At 59.5% G+C, this 14,409-nt stretch carries 11 protein-coding genes and 1 pseudogene; 10 read left to right on the top strand and 2 right to left on the bottom strand.

What is annotated here, in order from left to right:
* Positions 1-1,065 precede the first annotated feature (1,065 nt).
* Genes J3P97_RS22150 through J3P97_RS22140 form a run of 3 tightly spaced genes read left to right on the top strand, consistent with a single transcriptional unit; the run spans position 1,066 to position 6,642 of the window.
* Positions 1,066-1,902 (top strand): response regulator transcription factor, encoded by an 837-nt coding sequence (locus tag J3P97_RS22150; protein ID WP_434571944.1) that lies wholly within the window; start codon positions 1,066-1,068, stop codon positions 1,900-1,902.
* On the top strand, positions 1,902-4,289 hold the full coding sequence (locus J3P97_RS22145) for a 7TM-DISM domain-containing protein (RefSeq protein ID WP_434672767.1): 2,388 nt from the start codon (positions 1,902-1,904) through the stop codon (positions 4,287-4,289). The genes J3P97_RS22150 and J3P97_RS22145 overlap by 1 nt, the downstream gene beginning before the upstream one ends.
* A gap of 1 nt (position 4,290) precedes the next feature.
* Positions 4,291-6,642 carry a TonB-dependent receptor gene (locus tag J3P97_RS22140; protein ID WP_434672766.1) on the top strand — a complete coding sequence of 784 codons (2,352 nt, stop codon included), beginning with the start codon at positions 4,291-4,293 and terminating at the stop codon, positions 6,640-6,642.
* Here the strand turns inward: J3P97_RS22140 and J3P97_RS22135 are convergent.
* Together J3P97_RS22135 and J3P97_RS22130 are read right to left on the bottom strand one after the other, a co-directional pair.
* On the bottom strand, positions 6,626-7,711 hold the full coding sequence (locus tag J3P97_RS22135) for a diguanylate cyclase domain-containing protein (protein ID WP_434672765.1): 1,086 nt from the start codon (positions 7,709-7,711) through the stop codon (positions 6,626-6,628). The two genes, J3P97_RS22140 and J3P97_RS22135, sit on opposite strands and share 17 nt — an antisense overlap.
* 286 nt (positions 7,712-7,997) lie before the next feature.
* On the bottom strand, positions 7,998-8,279 hold the full coding sequence (locus tag J3P97_RS22130) for a Rho-binding antiterminator (protein WP_434672764.1): 282 nt from the start codon (positions 8,277-8,279) through the stop codon (positions 7,998-8,000).
* A 632-nt stretch (positions 8,280-8,911) separates the two neighbouring features.
* On the opposite strand from J3P97_RS22130, the gene J3P97_RS22125 reads away from it, so the two are divergent.
* The 7 genes and pseudogenes from J3P97_RS22125 to tnpC all read left to right on the top strand — a co-directional run.
* A complete protein-coding gene (locus J3P97_RS22125; RefSeq protein ID WP_434672763.1) occupies positions 8,912-9,271 on the top strand; it encodes a DUF6124 family protein in 360 nt (119 codons plus the stop codon).
* A 147-nt stretch (positions 9,272-9,418) separates the two neighbouring features.
* Positions 9,419-9,901 (top strand): hypothetical protein, encoded by a 483-nt coding sequence (locus tag J3P97_RS22120; RefSeq protein WP_434655863.1) that lies wholly within the window; start codon positions 9,419-9,421, stop codon positions 9,899-9,901.
* Between the two features lie 4 nt (positions 9,902-9,905).
* A complete protein-coding gene (locus J3P97_RS22115; protein ID WP_434672762.1) occupies positions 9,906-10,139 on the top strand; it encodes a hypothetical protein in 234 nt (77 codons plus the stop codon).
* Between the two features lie 152 nt (positions 10,140-10,291).
* Positions 10,292-10,987, top strand: coding sequence for a hypothetical protein (locus J3P97_RS22110; protein ID WP_434672761.1), 696 nt, complete (start codon positions 10,292-10,294; stop codon positions 10,985-10,987).
* A gap of 403 nt (positions 10,988-11,390) precedes the next feature.
* Positions 11,391-11,750: a DUF6124 family protein gene (locus J3P97_RS22105; protein ID WP_434672760.1), complete on the top strand. Its 360-nt coding sequence runs from the start codon at positions 11,391-11,393 to the stop codon at positions 11,748-11,750.
* Positions 11,751-11,979: 229 nt separating this feature from the next.
* On the top strand, positions 11,980-12,711 hold the full coding sequence (locus tag J3P97_RS22100) for a DUF1353 domain-containing protein (protein WP_434672759.1): 732 nt from the start codon (positions 11,980-11,982) through the stop codon (positions 12,709-12,711).
* A 909-nt stretch (positions 12,712-13,620) separates the two neighbouring features.
* A pseudogene (gene tnpC, locus J3P97_RS22095) lies at positions 13,621-14,326 on the top strand (IS66 family transposase); the annotation flags it as partial.
* Positions 14,327-14,409: the final 83 nt, after the last annotated feature.

Genomic DNA, 14,409 nt, shown 5'->3' with positions numbered 1-14,409 from the left:
TTCCTGTGGGAGCGGGCCTGCCCGCGAATCGGCGGTGGTAACACTGTTCATTCAAGGATTCACATTAACCCCGTGGCGAGGGAGCTTGCTCCCGCTGGGCTGCGCAGCGGCCCCTGAACCAGGCACCTCGGTGTGTCAGGAAAATTAGGCTTGCTGCTTTGGGGCTGCTGCGCTGCCCAGCGGGAGCAAGCTCCCTCGCCACGGGTTGAGTGAACGGCATCAACTGCGTCGGCCATCTCGCCTGTTGGCTTCAACCAAAACTCGCCTGGTCTGATGTCCAGGCGCAGCCAGTCGTGCTTGCCATCCCTCCACCGGATCTGAAATAGAAACCGAATCCCTGTGGGAGCGGGCCTGCCCGCGAATCGGCGGTGGCAACACTGTTCATTCAAGGATCCACACTAACCCCGTGGCGAGGGAGCTTGCTCCCGTTGGGCTGCGCAGCGGCCCCTGAACCAGGCACCTCGGTGTGTCAGGAAAATTAGGCTTGCTGCTTTGGGGCTGCTGCGCAGCCCAGCGGGAGCAAGCTCCCTCGCCACGGGTTGAGTGAACGGCATTAACTGCGTCGGCCATCTCGCCTGTTGGTTTCAATCAAAACTCGCCTGGGCTGATGTCCAGGCGCAGCCAATCGTGCTTGCCATCCCTGCACCGGATTTGAAATAGAAACCGAATCCCTGTGGGAGCGGGCCTGCCCGCGAATCGGCGGGTGGCAACACTGTTCATTCAAGGATCACACTAACCCCGTGGCGAGGGAGCTTGCTCCCGTTGGGCTGCGCAGCGGCCCCTGAACCAGGCACCTCGGTGTGTGAGGAAAATTGGGTCTGCTGCTTTGGGGCTGCTGTGCAGCCCAGCGGGAGCAAGCTCCCTCGCCACGGGGTTTAGCGAACGGCATCCCCCGTATCAGTGAACGCCCCAAATCGTACGACCGTTTATCGCCCCTCAAAAATTTGATAGCTTCAGTTCTCGCTTTACCTGCCGCTATATCGATTTGTTGCCGGCCCGGTACATAATTCCTCGCTTGGCAATTCGCGACAGTGACCTGGCTGAACACAACAAGAGACCTGGCGAATGGACAACGGACGATACGAAAGGCCGGCAGCGGCGGCGGGGGGCTCGGCGGTGTCCGACGCGTTGCCGCATATTCTGCTGATCGACGATGTCCCTGAAGACATCCGCGCCACGCTCATCCTGTTGAAGACCCAGCCCTGGCGCATCTCCCTGGCCAGCGATGCCTATCAAGGCTATCAACGGGCACTCGCCCTGCGCCCGGACCTGATCGTGCTGGATGTGCACATGCCGCAAATGGATGGCTTCAGCCTGTGCCGGCTGTTGCGCGAGGCACCGGCCACACGGCAGACGCCGATCCTGTTCCTGTCATCGGCCAATACTTCATTGGAGCGCCTCGAAGGGCTGACGGTCGGCGCGGTCGATTACATCCCCAAATCCTGCGCCCCCGAAGAAGTGCTGGCGCGGATCAAGATCCACCTGCAACTGACCTGGCGAGCACCACCGGCTCTCCACGAAAGGCCGGCCGATCCGGAACCGCAAGGCGATGAAATCGTGCTGCGCGCGGCGATGCGCCTGATCGAAAACCAATTGGACGACATGCCGTCCCTCGGCATCCTCGCGCAAAAAGTCGGCACCCATGAAAAACGCCTCTCGGCGATTTTTCGCGAACACCTGGGGATGACCGTGTTTGCCTATATCCGCGACGCCCGCTTGCGGCGCGGCCAGGATCTGCTCGCCGAAAGCGCCATGAGCGTGCAAGACGTCGCCGAACTGGTGGGTTTTCGCAACGCCTGCAATTTCACCACGGCGTTCCGCCAGCGAATCGGCATGACGCCCAGTCAGTTTCGCCAGCAGACCCTGGGCACCAGCGAAATCGAGTCGGCCGGGCGCGCCTGATGCGGCTACTACAGTTTTTCTTGCTGACGATAACGTTGTTATCCACAAGCCTGCTGCGCGCGGCGCCTGTGGATATCTGCCGGGCTGACCAACTGGACCTGATGCCCTCGGCGCAGATTTTCGAAGACGCCCAGGCCAATCTGAGCCTGGAACAAGTCGCCCAGCTGCCCGAAAATGATTTCAACTCTGCAACCGCGCACTGGCCGACCCAGGGCTATAGCCGGTCCGCGTTCTGGTTGAAATGGCAGTTCACCAATTCGAGCGCTGAGGCCTGCTCGCGCATGCTGGTCGTAGGGGCGCCGCGCCTGGAAGACATTCGCGTCTACCAGCCGGGGCATGGCGCCCATGCTGGCGGGGCCTATCCCTTGGTTGAATGGCCGCAGCCGGCGGCGCGTCAGCCGGCATTTCCGGTAACGTTGGCGGCAGGGCAGAGCACCACGGTATTCGTCCGGGTGAAGAGCAACTTCCAGATGCTGCTGGAGCCGGAACTGTGGTCCGAAGCGGCGCTGCTGCGCAGTCAGCAACAGACCTACCTGAGCGACGGGCTCACCCTCGGCATCGTCCTGCTGGTCGTCCCGTTCGGCCTGATCGTCGGCGGGATCCTCCGTTCGCGACTGCTCAGCGTGAACGCCGGCGCGGTCCTCAGCTACATCCTGCTGACCTGCATCCTCAACGGATATTTGATCTACTGGCCGAGCGCGCTGGGTTGGACGCGTGAGCTGCTGACCTGCGCCAGCGCGATCTCTTTCGTCCTGTTTCTGGCCTACTTCCGCGTGCTGCTGCAGGTATCCCAACTGCCCAGGATCATCGCTTGGAGCTATTGGGTGCCGCTGCTGGGCTGCATCTTCGGCCGGCTCTGGTGGCTCAAGGTCGATGCGGTCCAGGGCGCGCAGATGGTTCAGGTGGCCCTGTTCAGTTTTTATGGCGTGCTGCTCGTCACGCTGTTCATGGCCTGGCGCGCACGCCTGAGCTACAGCTGGATGGCCTGGCTGGTGCCGGCGCTATTGCTTGGGCAACTGCTGATGCGGATCTTTTTCCCTCAGGAACAATTGCCCTGGCAGTCGCCGCAAAGCAAGTACAGCTTGTCGTCGACCTTGGCCGGCGTGGTCCTGCTGGTGTGTACGTTGCTCATGGAAGTCGCCCGCAGCCGCAACCGCGAGAAGCACGCCCTGTCCACCCTCGAACAACAACGCCAGGCCGAACACGAACGGCTGGAAAGCACCGTTGCGCTGCGCACCTCGCAACTGCGTGAATCGCTGGCGGCCCGCAGCGCGTTGATGGCACGGATCAGCCACGACCTGCGTTCGCCGCTGGTGCGCATCATCGACTACGCACGCCTGCTGCACGCCGGGCCCAACCGCGACTATCAAGCGACGATCGAGCGCAACGCCCGCCAGCAACTGGAGCTGATCGACGAAATGCTCGAGTTTTCCCGTGGCGAGCTGGAGCAGATGCAACTGACCCTCGCACCGGGCTACCTGTACGGCTTCCTCCACGAGATCGCAGATGAGGCGGGTTTCCTCGCCGCGCGCCAGGGCAATACTTTCGAGGCGAACTTGGCCGATGACCTGCCGCCGCTGGTGGAAGCCGACTTCAAACGCCTTCGGCAGGTGCTGATGAACCTGCTGGCGAACGCGGCAAAATTCACCCGCGATGGCCAGGTCCGCTTCGAAGTGAGCGCAGGTCCAGGCGCCACCGCCGGCACCGTGGAACTGCACTTCAACGTGATCGACAGCGGCATCGGCATCGACCCGCAAGAATTCGAACAGCTGCTGCAACCGTTCCGCCGCGGCCGCAATGCGCAGCGCTACGAAGGCAGCGGGCTTGGTCTGTCCATCGTCACGCAATTGCTCGAACGCATGGACAGTCGCCTCGAACCCCAGGCCACCGGGCAGGGCAGTCACTTCAGTTTTCGCCTGCAACTCAAATGCGCCGAGGAACACGACCTCGAAAACGGCATCGTCGACAACAACGCCGCGCCGTTTGATGGCCATGGCAAGCATGTGCTGCTGGTGGACGACATCGAGCAGAACAGCGAGTGGCTCTACGACCTGCTGGCCGGCTACGGCTTTGACGTGAGCATCGCGACCAACGGCGAAGCGGCCTTGGCCTGCCTGGCGGAACAACCGGTCGACCTGCTGATCAGCGACCAGATGATGCCCGGCATGGACGGTTGGGAACTGCTGCGACAAGTGCGCAAGCGCTGGCGTCATCTGCCCGTGATGCTTTATTCGGCGGTGCCGCCACGCAGGCCGCAGGATTATCCAGAGGATCTGGAGTTCAATGCGGTATTGCTCAAACCCGCCGACAGCCGCGAACTGCTGGCGTGGGTCAAGGCGCTGGCCTGCCCGGACACAACGCGTCGTGCGTTGGCTCGGGAGTTCTAGCATGCCGGGTTTGAGTTACCGGTTGCTCCTGATTGGCAGTCTTTCGGCATGGCCCTGGACGGTGGCGACTGCCGGCCAAGAAGCGCCCGGCGCCCTCACGCTCGACGAAACCACGGTGACCGCCCGACGCCGCGAAGAAGACCCGCAGGACGTGCCCATCCCGATCAACGTCCTCTACGGCGAACAGCTGGACGAGGCCGGCCTGCACTCGCTTCGAGACATTCAACAGCGCGTGCCCGGCCTGATCGTCTCCGGCCATGACGCCCGCTACGCCGGTTTCGGCCTGCGCGGCTTCGGCGCCACCGCCTACAACGATGGCCTGGAAGGCAGCGTCGGCACCTATGTCGATGGCGTCTACCAGGCGCGCCAGGGCATGGCCTTCACCGAGCTGATGGACATCGAGCGCATCGAAGTCCTGCGCGGGCCGCAAGGCACTTTGTTCGGCAAGAACACCACCGCCGGCGCCCTGAACATCATCACCCGCCAGCCGACCTTCCAGCCCGAAGCCAACCTGGAAGCCAGCTATGGCGAGCGCGGTTTGCGTGAGTTTCGCGGGACGATTTCCGGGCCGCTGCAGGACGACGTGCTGGCCGGCCGACTCAACGTTTTCGACAGCGCCACCGAGGGCAGCGTCGAAAACCTGCAAGACGGCAGCCGCCTCGGCGATGCCGACAGCCAAGGCCTGCGCGGCCAACTGTTGTGGACGCCGAACACCGATTTCAGTGCTCGCCTGATCGCCGACTACGCCGAGCAAAACGAAGCCGGCAACGTCCTGTTGGCCAATCACTACAGCCAGCAAACCCGCAAGCGCGCCCAGTTCGTCGGTTATCCGCTGGCGGAGCCCGACCCTTACAAACGCGAGACCCGCATCGACGCGCCGGGCCGTCCGCGAACCCTGCAGAACGGCGTGTCACTGGAATTGAACTGGGACCTCGACGAGGCGATGCGCTTCACCAGCATCACCGCTTATCGCGACTGGGACTACCGCGCCACCCGCGACGGCGACAGCACCGCGCTGGCGGTGGCCCAGTCCGAAACCGAGCTCGGCCATCGACAGTTCAGCCAGGAATGGCGCCTGTCCGGCACGGCCGGTTCGTCCGTCGACTATGTCGCCGGCCTCTATTATCTGCGCCAGCAGCTCGACCGCGAGATCGATGCCGAATTCGGCAAGGACGCCGCGCCCTGGTTCGTCGGCGATCAACTCGACCAACTGAAAAAACTCTTCGGCATCAATTTCACCAATCCAAGGCAGGTGCCTTCGATGCTGCTCAACGGCGCCCGACAACATTTCGACGGCGAGCAGAAGGGCGACAGCCGAGCGATTTTCGGCCAGCTCTCCTGGCGTCCGATCGACCCGCTGGAACTCACCGGCGGCCTGCGCTACAGCCATGAGCGCAAGGACGGCTGGATCTCCCGCGACGTCAGCAACCTCGCCCCGCTGACCGGCTTGCCCCCGGTGTTCCAGGGCGGTGGTCAACTGCTGCGCGACATCGCCCTCGGCCGTGGTTATTACCGCGAGGACTCGATCGAAGAGCACAACGTTTCCAGCCTCGCCAGCGCCAGCTACCGTTTCAGCGAAGCGGTGATGGGCTACGTCAGCTGGTCGCGGGGCTACAAGGCCGGCGGCATCAACTTCGACGTGGTCGGCCCGTTCACCGCGCCGACCTTCGAGCCGGAGCGGGCCACGTCGCTGGAACTGGGCGTGAAAACGCGCTTCTGGAACGAGCGCGCGTTGCTTGACCTTGCCGTCTACCAGACCGACGTCGATAACTACCAGGCGCTCACCTACAGCCCGCCGACCTCGCTGTTCGCGCCGCCGCTGCGGGACAACCTGATTAACGTCGGCGAAGTCCGCCTGCGCGGCATCGAACTGGATTCCGCCTGGCAACTCACCTCGCAACTGACCGGGCGCCTCGGCCTGGCCTGGAGCGATGCGCGCTACCGCAGCTTCCCCAACGCGCCGTGCCCGCCGGCCTCGGGCCAGTGGACCTGCGACCTCAGCGGCGACCGGCTCTACAACGCGCCGGAATGGAACCTCAGCAGCGGCCTCGACCACAGCCATCCGCTGCCCTATGGATTGGAAGCTTTCAGCGGCATCGACTACAGCTTTCGCACCGGCTACTACGGCACCCTCGAAGGTGGCGAAGGCAGCTATCAACCGAGCTACGGCCTGACCAACCTGCGCCTCGGCCTGCGCAGCCAGGACCGCGCCTGGGAAGTGGAAGGCTGGGTGCGCAACGTCTTCGACCGTAACTACATCACCGCCGTCTATTCACTGCTCGGCGCCGGGGACTACGGCGTCATGACCGGCAGCGAACGCACCCTCGGCACCACCATCAGACTTCGCTATTGACCGAAATGAACCGCGTCGGGCAGAACGCCAGACGATTGCCGCCGGCCTTCTTCGACAGGTACATCGCCTGATCCGCCTTGCTGATCAGCGCATCGACCTCCAGCCCATGCTCCGGGTAAAACGCCACGCCGATACTCGCGGCGATCTCTACCGTCTGCGCACCAATCAGGATCGGCGCATTCGCCGCCGCCAGCATCCGCTTGAGCAACGGCTCGCTGTCCTCCACCTCCTGCAAACCCACCAGCCCGGCGACAAACTCGTCACCGCCGAGGCGTGCCAACGTATCGCCCTCACGCAACGTCGCGTTGATCCGCGCCGCGACAATCTGCAACACCCGATCACCCCAGTCATGGCCATAGCTGTCGTTCAGCGCCTTGAACCCATCCAGGTCAATAAACGCGATCGCCACCTTCTGCTGATGCAGGCGCGCCTTGCCCAACGCCTGGCGCATCCGCTCGGCCAGCAACAAGCGATTGGGTAACTGTGTGAGCGCGTCATACCGCGCATCCCGCTCCAGCAACTGCAAGCGCTGCTTCATTTGCGTCATGTCGCTGCACAGCGCCACGTAGTGCTGAACGTTACCGTGACGGTCATGCACCGCACTGATGCTGATCCGCGACGTCATCTCCCGGCCGTCCTTGTGGCTGCTTTGAATTTCACCGGACCAATGCCCGTGGAAATCCAGCGCATTTTTCATCGGCGCATAAAACGCCGCGAGCCGCCGCACCATGCGATGAGAATTCAACTCCCGCCCCAGCACCTCGTCCTGCGCGTAACCGGTAAGCCGCGTAAACGCCTCGTTCACGCCGATGACCCGACCGAACGCATCGACCATGATCACCCCGTCGCGGGCATGGCTGAACACCGTCGCGGCCAGCTCCGGGCAAACGTCGCTGAGGTAACGGTCCAGCGCACCTTCGTCACGGGGCGCGGGCCAAGTCCTGGAATCAAAACCCTGCTGCGCCAGATAGGCGGCCAGGGAAGAAAGGGATTTATGCAGGCGGGTCAGCGCATTCGTAGCGAGCCTGGAATTGAGGCAATAGCCGCGAATGAAGGTGCGTAGGTTCATGGGAGGTACACGGTGCTCGGGTTGCAGCGGTTGGGGGTGAGTGGATGTGGGCATTATCGGGGTGGGGGAGTGGAGGGGCGTTTGCTGGAGGGGATGGGGGCTTTGCGAGAGGGGATGGAGTGGAAAGATATTTTGTGGTTGTAACTGGATTCCTATTGAGGCCCAGCCACAACACTCCCCTTGTGGGAGCGAGCTTGCTCGCGATAGCGGTGGGTAGGTCGACGACAATTCAAGCGGGTCCGGCCTTCCAGGACGCAACCCGCCCTGTGGGACCTAATGCACCACTTCAAAGGGCGGCGTGACCACCCGCCGCCAGCACAACCCGGCCAAACCTGGCGTGCTTATCCAGCGGTGTAATCGCCAACAAGCGATCGAGGCGAATCTCCTGGCGACCGTCAGCGGTTTCGACTTCGAGAAATTCCTCCCGTGTGCTGGCGGTTCGTGTGGTGATCGCGCGGGCCGTCAGGTGCTGGCCGTCGATCAGCTCAATGTCCAGCATGTAGCCGCACAGGCAAGCGATTTCCAGATAGTCATGCAGGTCGCAGTGCAGCGGTTTATAGGTATCCACTTCACGCCTCCCAGCCTCGCAGTTTCAGGATGAAAAAGCCCTGCCTGCCGACACGTGCGCAGAATTGGGCGAAGTCCAAGTCGTGGCAGTCAATCAGCACGTCGAAGTGTAAGCATCGCCCGTTCTGAAGGCGCATACAGATATGCCAACCGATCACACCACCATTCCCCAAGAGAAACCACTGTTCTCAACAAGAACACCAACCCCGTGGCGAGGGAGCTTGCTCCCGCTGGGCTGCGCAGCAGCCCTAGTCGTGAGCGCCTCGCACCGAAGCTGGAACCGTGTCAGTAACGACTGACAGACGCTGGCAACAATGGCCCGCCAGCCCACAGCGCCTTGCGCCGTTGCCTACAACTACGCCAGAATCCGCCGACTTGTGCGCCTTGGGTGGTGTCGGTAGCTTGGGTCCTGTCACTGCTCATCAGTGATCGGGTTTAGTCGCCCGACGTTGCTAAGTCGCTCAAGCGTCCATCAGTCAGGTATCCCCATCCCTGCACTCGATGGTGGCTGTGCGCAGGGCGCCTCCGGGCGCGCCGATTTCTTAGCTCGTCGGTCGACTAACCTGCGTACAGCTGCCTCCCAATCGTTTAGTCGCGAACGGGTCGTAGCCTCAACCAGAGAGAGCTAAGACCATGGTCAAAATTACACCGAACCCTCCAGCGCCAGACGATTCCGTATCCCGCGCTCAATCCGCCCGCAACAAAAAACTCGAAGACGCCACCAATCGCGCTTTGAATTTCTACCTGAAACCCAAGCCTGAGGGCGAAGCGCCCGACAACTCCAGCACGCTGTTTCGTATTGATCCGGATGTTGATAGCGAGTGCTTGCTCGCGAACTTGAGCGAAAGCCTCGCTTCGGCGAATGCGCTGATCAATGACTTGGCGTTTGATCTGGAAGGTTCCCGGCGGCATGTTGCGTTGGGGATTTTGCAGTTGATTGAGCTGAGCGAGCTGTTGGCGAATCGCGCGTTGGATATTGTTGAGGCGCGGTAGTTAATCGGGGCAGGAAGGGTCTTGCACAGCGGGACCTTTCTTGTTCGGCACAGCTGAAATTGCCGGCGCTTAGCTGCTTATTATTTGCCAATGCCTGTCCGCTAATAGAAACTCCCGGCCTCACCAAACTCGATAAGGATGCGAGCATTGAAGTTTGAGAACGGTCAGTTTTCTGGAAGCCATGGAATTGTCTTCAGCGTATCGCGTTTTACTCTGTCAGCCGATGAGCGGGGTAGCCTCAGGACGCTACATTTCGGCGAAGCGAAAGCCGCCCATTATGAAGTCAGCAACCGGGTGGTGGAACTCTACGACAAGATGCTCGCCAAGGATTTACCCTGCCAAATGATGGTCGGGATCTCCAAACCCTTGACCCGGCAGCAGGGGGATCTACTCAACGCCCAACGAATGAGTATCGCCAACCTCACCAGTGGCGTCTTCGCCGCAGCGGCAGGCAAGTTCATGCCCGCTGCGGTCATCCCCGTAGGATGGGCCGTCCGCGAATTCACGCTAGGCAAACTGCCGACCTATCACGCCGGTGATGTCATCATCAGTCTGGATGCGCAAGTCAGCGGGGGCATAGGGCCGCAACACTCCGGATCCTCCATGATTATCAAGACTCGGGGAGGCTAGTGCGATGAACGAATATGGCCTATATGCACTGGCGTACGCAGTGTTCCTGTTGTTGTTTTTCTATATGAAAGCTTACGGCCTCAGGAAATGGCTAGGCATTGCTCTAGTCGTTCTAGGGTTTGCGAGTATTTTTGCGCTGCCGTCTCTGATCTCCGGTATTGACCTCGGAATTGTCTCTACCAGTGCAATTGGCATCGGAGCGGCACTGTTTTTCAGCAGGGCCAGGTATACGGTGTGAACCACGGAAAGTGCTGGCTAGCAATGCCTCCACCTCAACCCGTGGCGAAAGCGATAGCTCCGACTGGTTGCGCAACCGTCCAACCCCATTGAAGACCGGTAGGTCTTGCAACCCAAGGCTTTCATTCATCCATGTAATCGGTTTTCCCTCCCATGAAAAAGCTGTTTCTCGCGTTACTTTCGGTCGCCCTGCTTTCCGGATGTGTCACCAAGTCGTTGAGTGTCGAAGACCGCCATCAGATCAAAACCATCAAGATCCTTCCGGTGTACTTTGCGGTGCAGAACTTCAAGTACACCAGCATGACCCAGGCCTGGGGAGCAGGCTTGGGTGCCGGAGCAGGTGCCGCAACCGGAATGGCGGCCGGAGCATCCAGCTCCGCCACCAGCGCATTGACCGGCGCCGGCTCGGTCGCGGGCACCAAGGCGGCAGACGGCGCGACGGTGGATATTTCCCAAGCGATCCTGAACAACATGCAGGCCCACGGTATCGATGTGGGCAAGCTGGTGCGTGAAAGCTTTGAAAGGCGCATCAAGCAAGAAGGGCTGTTCACCCTTGTCGCCGAAGGCGAGAAAGCGGACGCCGACGTTGAGATCATGGTCATGCAGTGGGGGCTGAGCCTGAAAAACTACAGCACCGTGCTTTACCCGGTCATCGGCGTGAACGGATTAATGAAGCGCGGCGGTACATCGGTTTGGCGCAACTTCAATACCATATCGCCCTTCAATGAAAGCAATACCCTCGCCTACACCCCTGAACAGTACGCCACCGATCCCGAAGTACTGCGCGCGGCATTTTCCCGGGTGTCCGATCTGGCAGTCGGCAAGCTGATTGAAGACTTGAAACAATAACTGCCCAGGCGAACCGGAGTGCTGCCTCATGGTTCAGGCGCGATGGATGGCCGTTGCGTCAGCCGGGGCTGTCAGACACCGGACGCCTCCCGCCCGTAAGCCCACATCACCTTGCGCCTTTACCTGCAACTACGCCAGAATCCGCCGGCTTGTGCGCCCCGGGCCGCGTCGGTAGTTTGAGTCCTGTCACTGCTCATCAGTGATCGGGTTTAGCAGCTCGTGGTGAAACAGGTTGTGCAAGGCGTCATCCAGTCGGGATTCCATCCTGCACTCGATGGTGGCTGTGCGCAGGGCGTCCCCGGACGCGCCGGTTTCTTGTTTCCCCGGTCTGCTAACCTGCGTACAGCTGCCTCCCATCGTTTAGCAGCGAGCGGGTGATGGCTCCAAGACAGGAAGCAAGACGATGGCAAAAGTAACTCCAAACCCACCTGCGGCAGACGAATCCGTATCCCGCGCCCAATCCGCCCGCAACAAGAAACTCGAAGACGCCACCAACCGCGCGTTGAATTTCTATCTGAAACCCAAGCCCGAGGGCGAAACGCCCGGGAATTCCAGCACGCTTTTTCGTATTGATCCTGATGTGGACACGGAGTGTTTGCTTGCGAATCTGAGCGAGAGCTTGGCTTCGGCGAATGCGATGATCAGTGATTTGGCGTTTGATCTGGAAGGGTCAAGGCGGCATGTTGCGTTGGGGATTTTGCAGATGATTGAGTTGAGTGAGCTGTTGGCGAATCGGGCTTTGGATATTGTTGAGGGGAGATAAATCCAAAGATAATTTTCTAGCGTGAGAATCTCTAAAGACTCGGTATGAATGTGGAAGCAGCATCGAGTTGGATGCTGCTTCTAGCAAGCGCGACATCCCGTTCCTGTTCCTCCCCCTCGCTTACAAAATACCAAGCGTGCCTTGCCAATACGCATACCTGAACTAATATCATTTTGCTTTCACGAGGAATAGATTGCCAGCACGTCAGTTGCAGCTAAATGGAGCAGTTATGAGAACAGTTCTGATGCTGATCGGTTTGGTGTTAGCTACTCAGACGGTTGCAGACGATTGGGGAAGCTTCTCTGACCCGTTGGAGGTCGAGTTTTTACCGACCAAGCATGACGCTAGATTACTGCGAGATTTCACCTACACGGGGCCAAGCCCCCAGAGACGCTTTTGGATCGCACCCAAAAATACGGTTTCAGATGGGGCTTCGATTCCCAAAATTGCTTGGTCCGTTATTGGCGGCCCATTAGATGGCCAATATCGTAAGGCTGCGATAATTCATGACGTGGCTTGTGTCGAAAAGACACGAAGCTGGAAGGAAACGCATCTGGCCTTTTACACTGCGATGAGAGCGGCCGGCGTAGATGCTACGACCGCGAAAATTATGTATGCGGCGGTTTACCACTTTGGCCCTCGCTGGGCAGAACCAAAGCGAGTTCTATTGCCACGTACCAATCTAAAATTAGTTTCGTATTCCCTTGATGAGATCAATGCTGGTCTTCCGCCAGGAAAGCATGCTGTGCTTCTGGATGAGGGGCGCGTGATTGATAGAACAATATCAACTGGTCTTTTTGAAACGGAACAGCGTCAGGAGGTTGTTGGCGCTGTAATAGAGGTGCGTGAGCTACAGCCTGATCTATCCGTAGAGGCTTTCGAACAGATGTCACGCAAGATAAAAGAAAAGGATCTGAGTTTGTCGGAAATTGAGATGCTGTCAGCAACGACGGAAAAGTAATCGGAGTCGGATTGTGAGTAAAGGACAATAGGAGTTACGCCATGGCTAGATGTACAGCACCGGTACGTGGACATAGTTCGGCGGCGGCTGCCTGCCCTGCAGGCCGTTACCGCACTAGTTACCGTTATGAAAGTCGCGGGCTTTCTTTAAGATGGTGCCCGAGGGAGACTCGTGCATGCCATAAGCCGTGCCTTGTAGACGGTTTTTACGTCTAGGGATAGTAGGGATACACGCTGACGTGCGCTGGCTAACCTTCTATCCCTTTGCGAGTTTACGAAAGTGCTCGAATAACCGAAACCCCACATAGTCTTGCCTGTGTCTATACAGGTGTCGGTAGTAGCAATCCCAGTAACTGATCATCCGATCCTGTAGTACTTTGAAGTACTCTGGGTTGTCCCTGATGAATGCTCCGTACAGGTCCGGATCGAGCGCTTGCAGGTGAGCGTCGCAGGTATCGAGTATTTCGATTACGTACTCGCCGGTTAGCTGCACCACGAACGGGACAACCCAAGGCTCATGCACAGAGAGAATTTGCCGTAGCTGACGTTGTCGGACATGACCATCGTGATGCCTAGTCAGGATGCAGGAGTACATGACGCTTTGAAGCCCATTCAGCTGTGAACATCCCCGCTCATTGCCCTCGTGATGGATTCGATAGGGAATGACTAAATCCTCGTCACCTACTCTGACTTCAATGCCTGGATGTGTGGCTTGGCTGGTGTTCCCTAATATTGGGCGTAGGCCCTCAGCTCTGAACGTAAGATCAGACGGGAAAGCGGTTGTGATTGAGCCTGTACGAAATGCAAGGTTTGATGCTGGGCTGGGTGGCATGTTCAGTCTCGGCAGCCAGGGACGATGTGCTGTGCATCTATCCTGACAGAAAGCGACGCGGTGCATTAGGTTGAAGGGACCACGCCGTTTTCGGCACTCAAGGCTGTGCTTTATGACTTCAGTCCCAGCCGTGCAGGGGAGCATGCGCGCAACTTTCTTGGGCAGTGGAACGGCAAGCTGGTATGCGACGATTTCGCTGGCTACAAGGCCGGTTTCGAGAAAGGCATCACCGAAATTAGCTGCGTGGCTCACGCCCGTCGCAAGTTTTTCGATCTGCACGTGGCGAACAAAAGCCAGCTGGCTGAACAAGCGCTGTACTCGATTGGCGGCTTGTACGAAGTCGAACGCCAAACTCGAGACATGAGCGATGAGGATCGTTGGCGAATACGCCAGGAAAAGGCAGCCCCGATCATCAAAACGCAGCATAACTGGATGCTGACCCAACGCGATCTCGTGCCCAATGGATCAGCAACGGCCAAAGCTCTGGTACAGCCTTAAACGCTGGGTAGCGTTGACGCGCTACTTGGAAGACGGGGCCGTGACCATCGACAATAATCAAGTCGAGAACCAAACCCGACCATGGGCACTTGGGCGCTCCAACTGGCTGTTTGCCGGGTCGCTTCGCAGTGGCAAACGGGCGGCGGCGATCATGAGTCTGATCCAGTTGGCACGCATGAACGGGCATGATCCGTACGCCTATCTGAAAGATGTGCTGACACGGCTGCCGACACAGCGGGCGAGTGAGATTGGTCGATTGTTACCCGATCACTGGCGACCGACGTAGTGGCGCCAAAAGGTGTGTCACTACAGGTGGGATAATGCACTCCTCTTGACCAAGCATTTGCGTTGCACTTGCCCATCTGTTCG

This window comes from Pseudomonas sp. R1-15 (assembly GCF_051132085.1).
GTDB lineage: Bacteria > Pseudomonadota > Gammaproteobacteria > Pseudomonadales > Pseudomonadaceae > Aquipseudomonas.
The sequence above is the reverse complement of the archived record's forward strand: the minus strand, read 5'-3'. Positions and strand labels throughout refer to the sequence as shown.

Excerpts from the sequence above, each read along its gene's own strand:
- J3P97_RS22135 (WP_434672765.1), bottom strand. The coding sequence starts at position 7,711 with ATGAACCTACGCACCTTCATTCGCGGCTATTGCCTCAATTCCAGGCTC.
- J3P97_RS22125 (WP_434672763.1), top strand. The coding sequence starts at position 8,912 with ATGGTCAAAATTACACCGAACCCTCCAGCGCCAGACGATTCCGTATCC.
- J3P97_RS22150 (WP_434571944.1), top strand. The coding sequence starts at position 1,066 with ATGGACAACGGACGATACGAAAGGCCGGCAGCGGCGGCGGGGGGCTCG.
- J3P97_RS22140 (WP_434672766.1), top strand. The coding sequence starts at position 4,291 with ATGCCGGGTTTGAGTTACCGGTTGCTCCTGATTGGCAGTCTTTCGGCA.
- J3P97_RS22145 (WP_434672767.1), top strand. The coding sequence starts at position 1,902 with ATGCGGCTACTACAGTTTTTCTTGCTGACGATAACGTTGTTATCCACA.
- J3P97_RS22110 (WP_434672761.1), top strand. The coding sequence starts at position 10,292 with ATGAAAAAGCTGTTTCTCGCGTTACTTTCGGTCGCCCTGCTTTCCGGA.
- J3P97_RS22100 (WP_434672759.1), top strand. The coding sequence starts at position 11,980 with ATGAGAACAGTTCTGATGCTGATCGGTTTGGTGTTAGCTACTCAGACG.
- J3P97_RS22115 (WP_434672762.1), top strand. The coding sequence starts at position 9,906 with ATGAACGAATATGGCCTATATGCACTGGCGTACGCAGTGTTCCTGTTG.
- J3P97_RS22105 (WP_434672760.1), top strand. The coding sequence starts at position 11,391 with ATGGCAAAAGTAACTCCAAACCCACCTGCGGCAGACGAATCCGTATCC.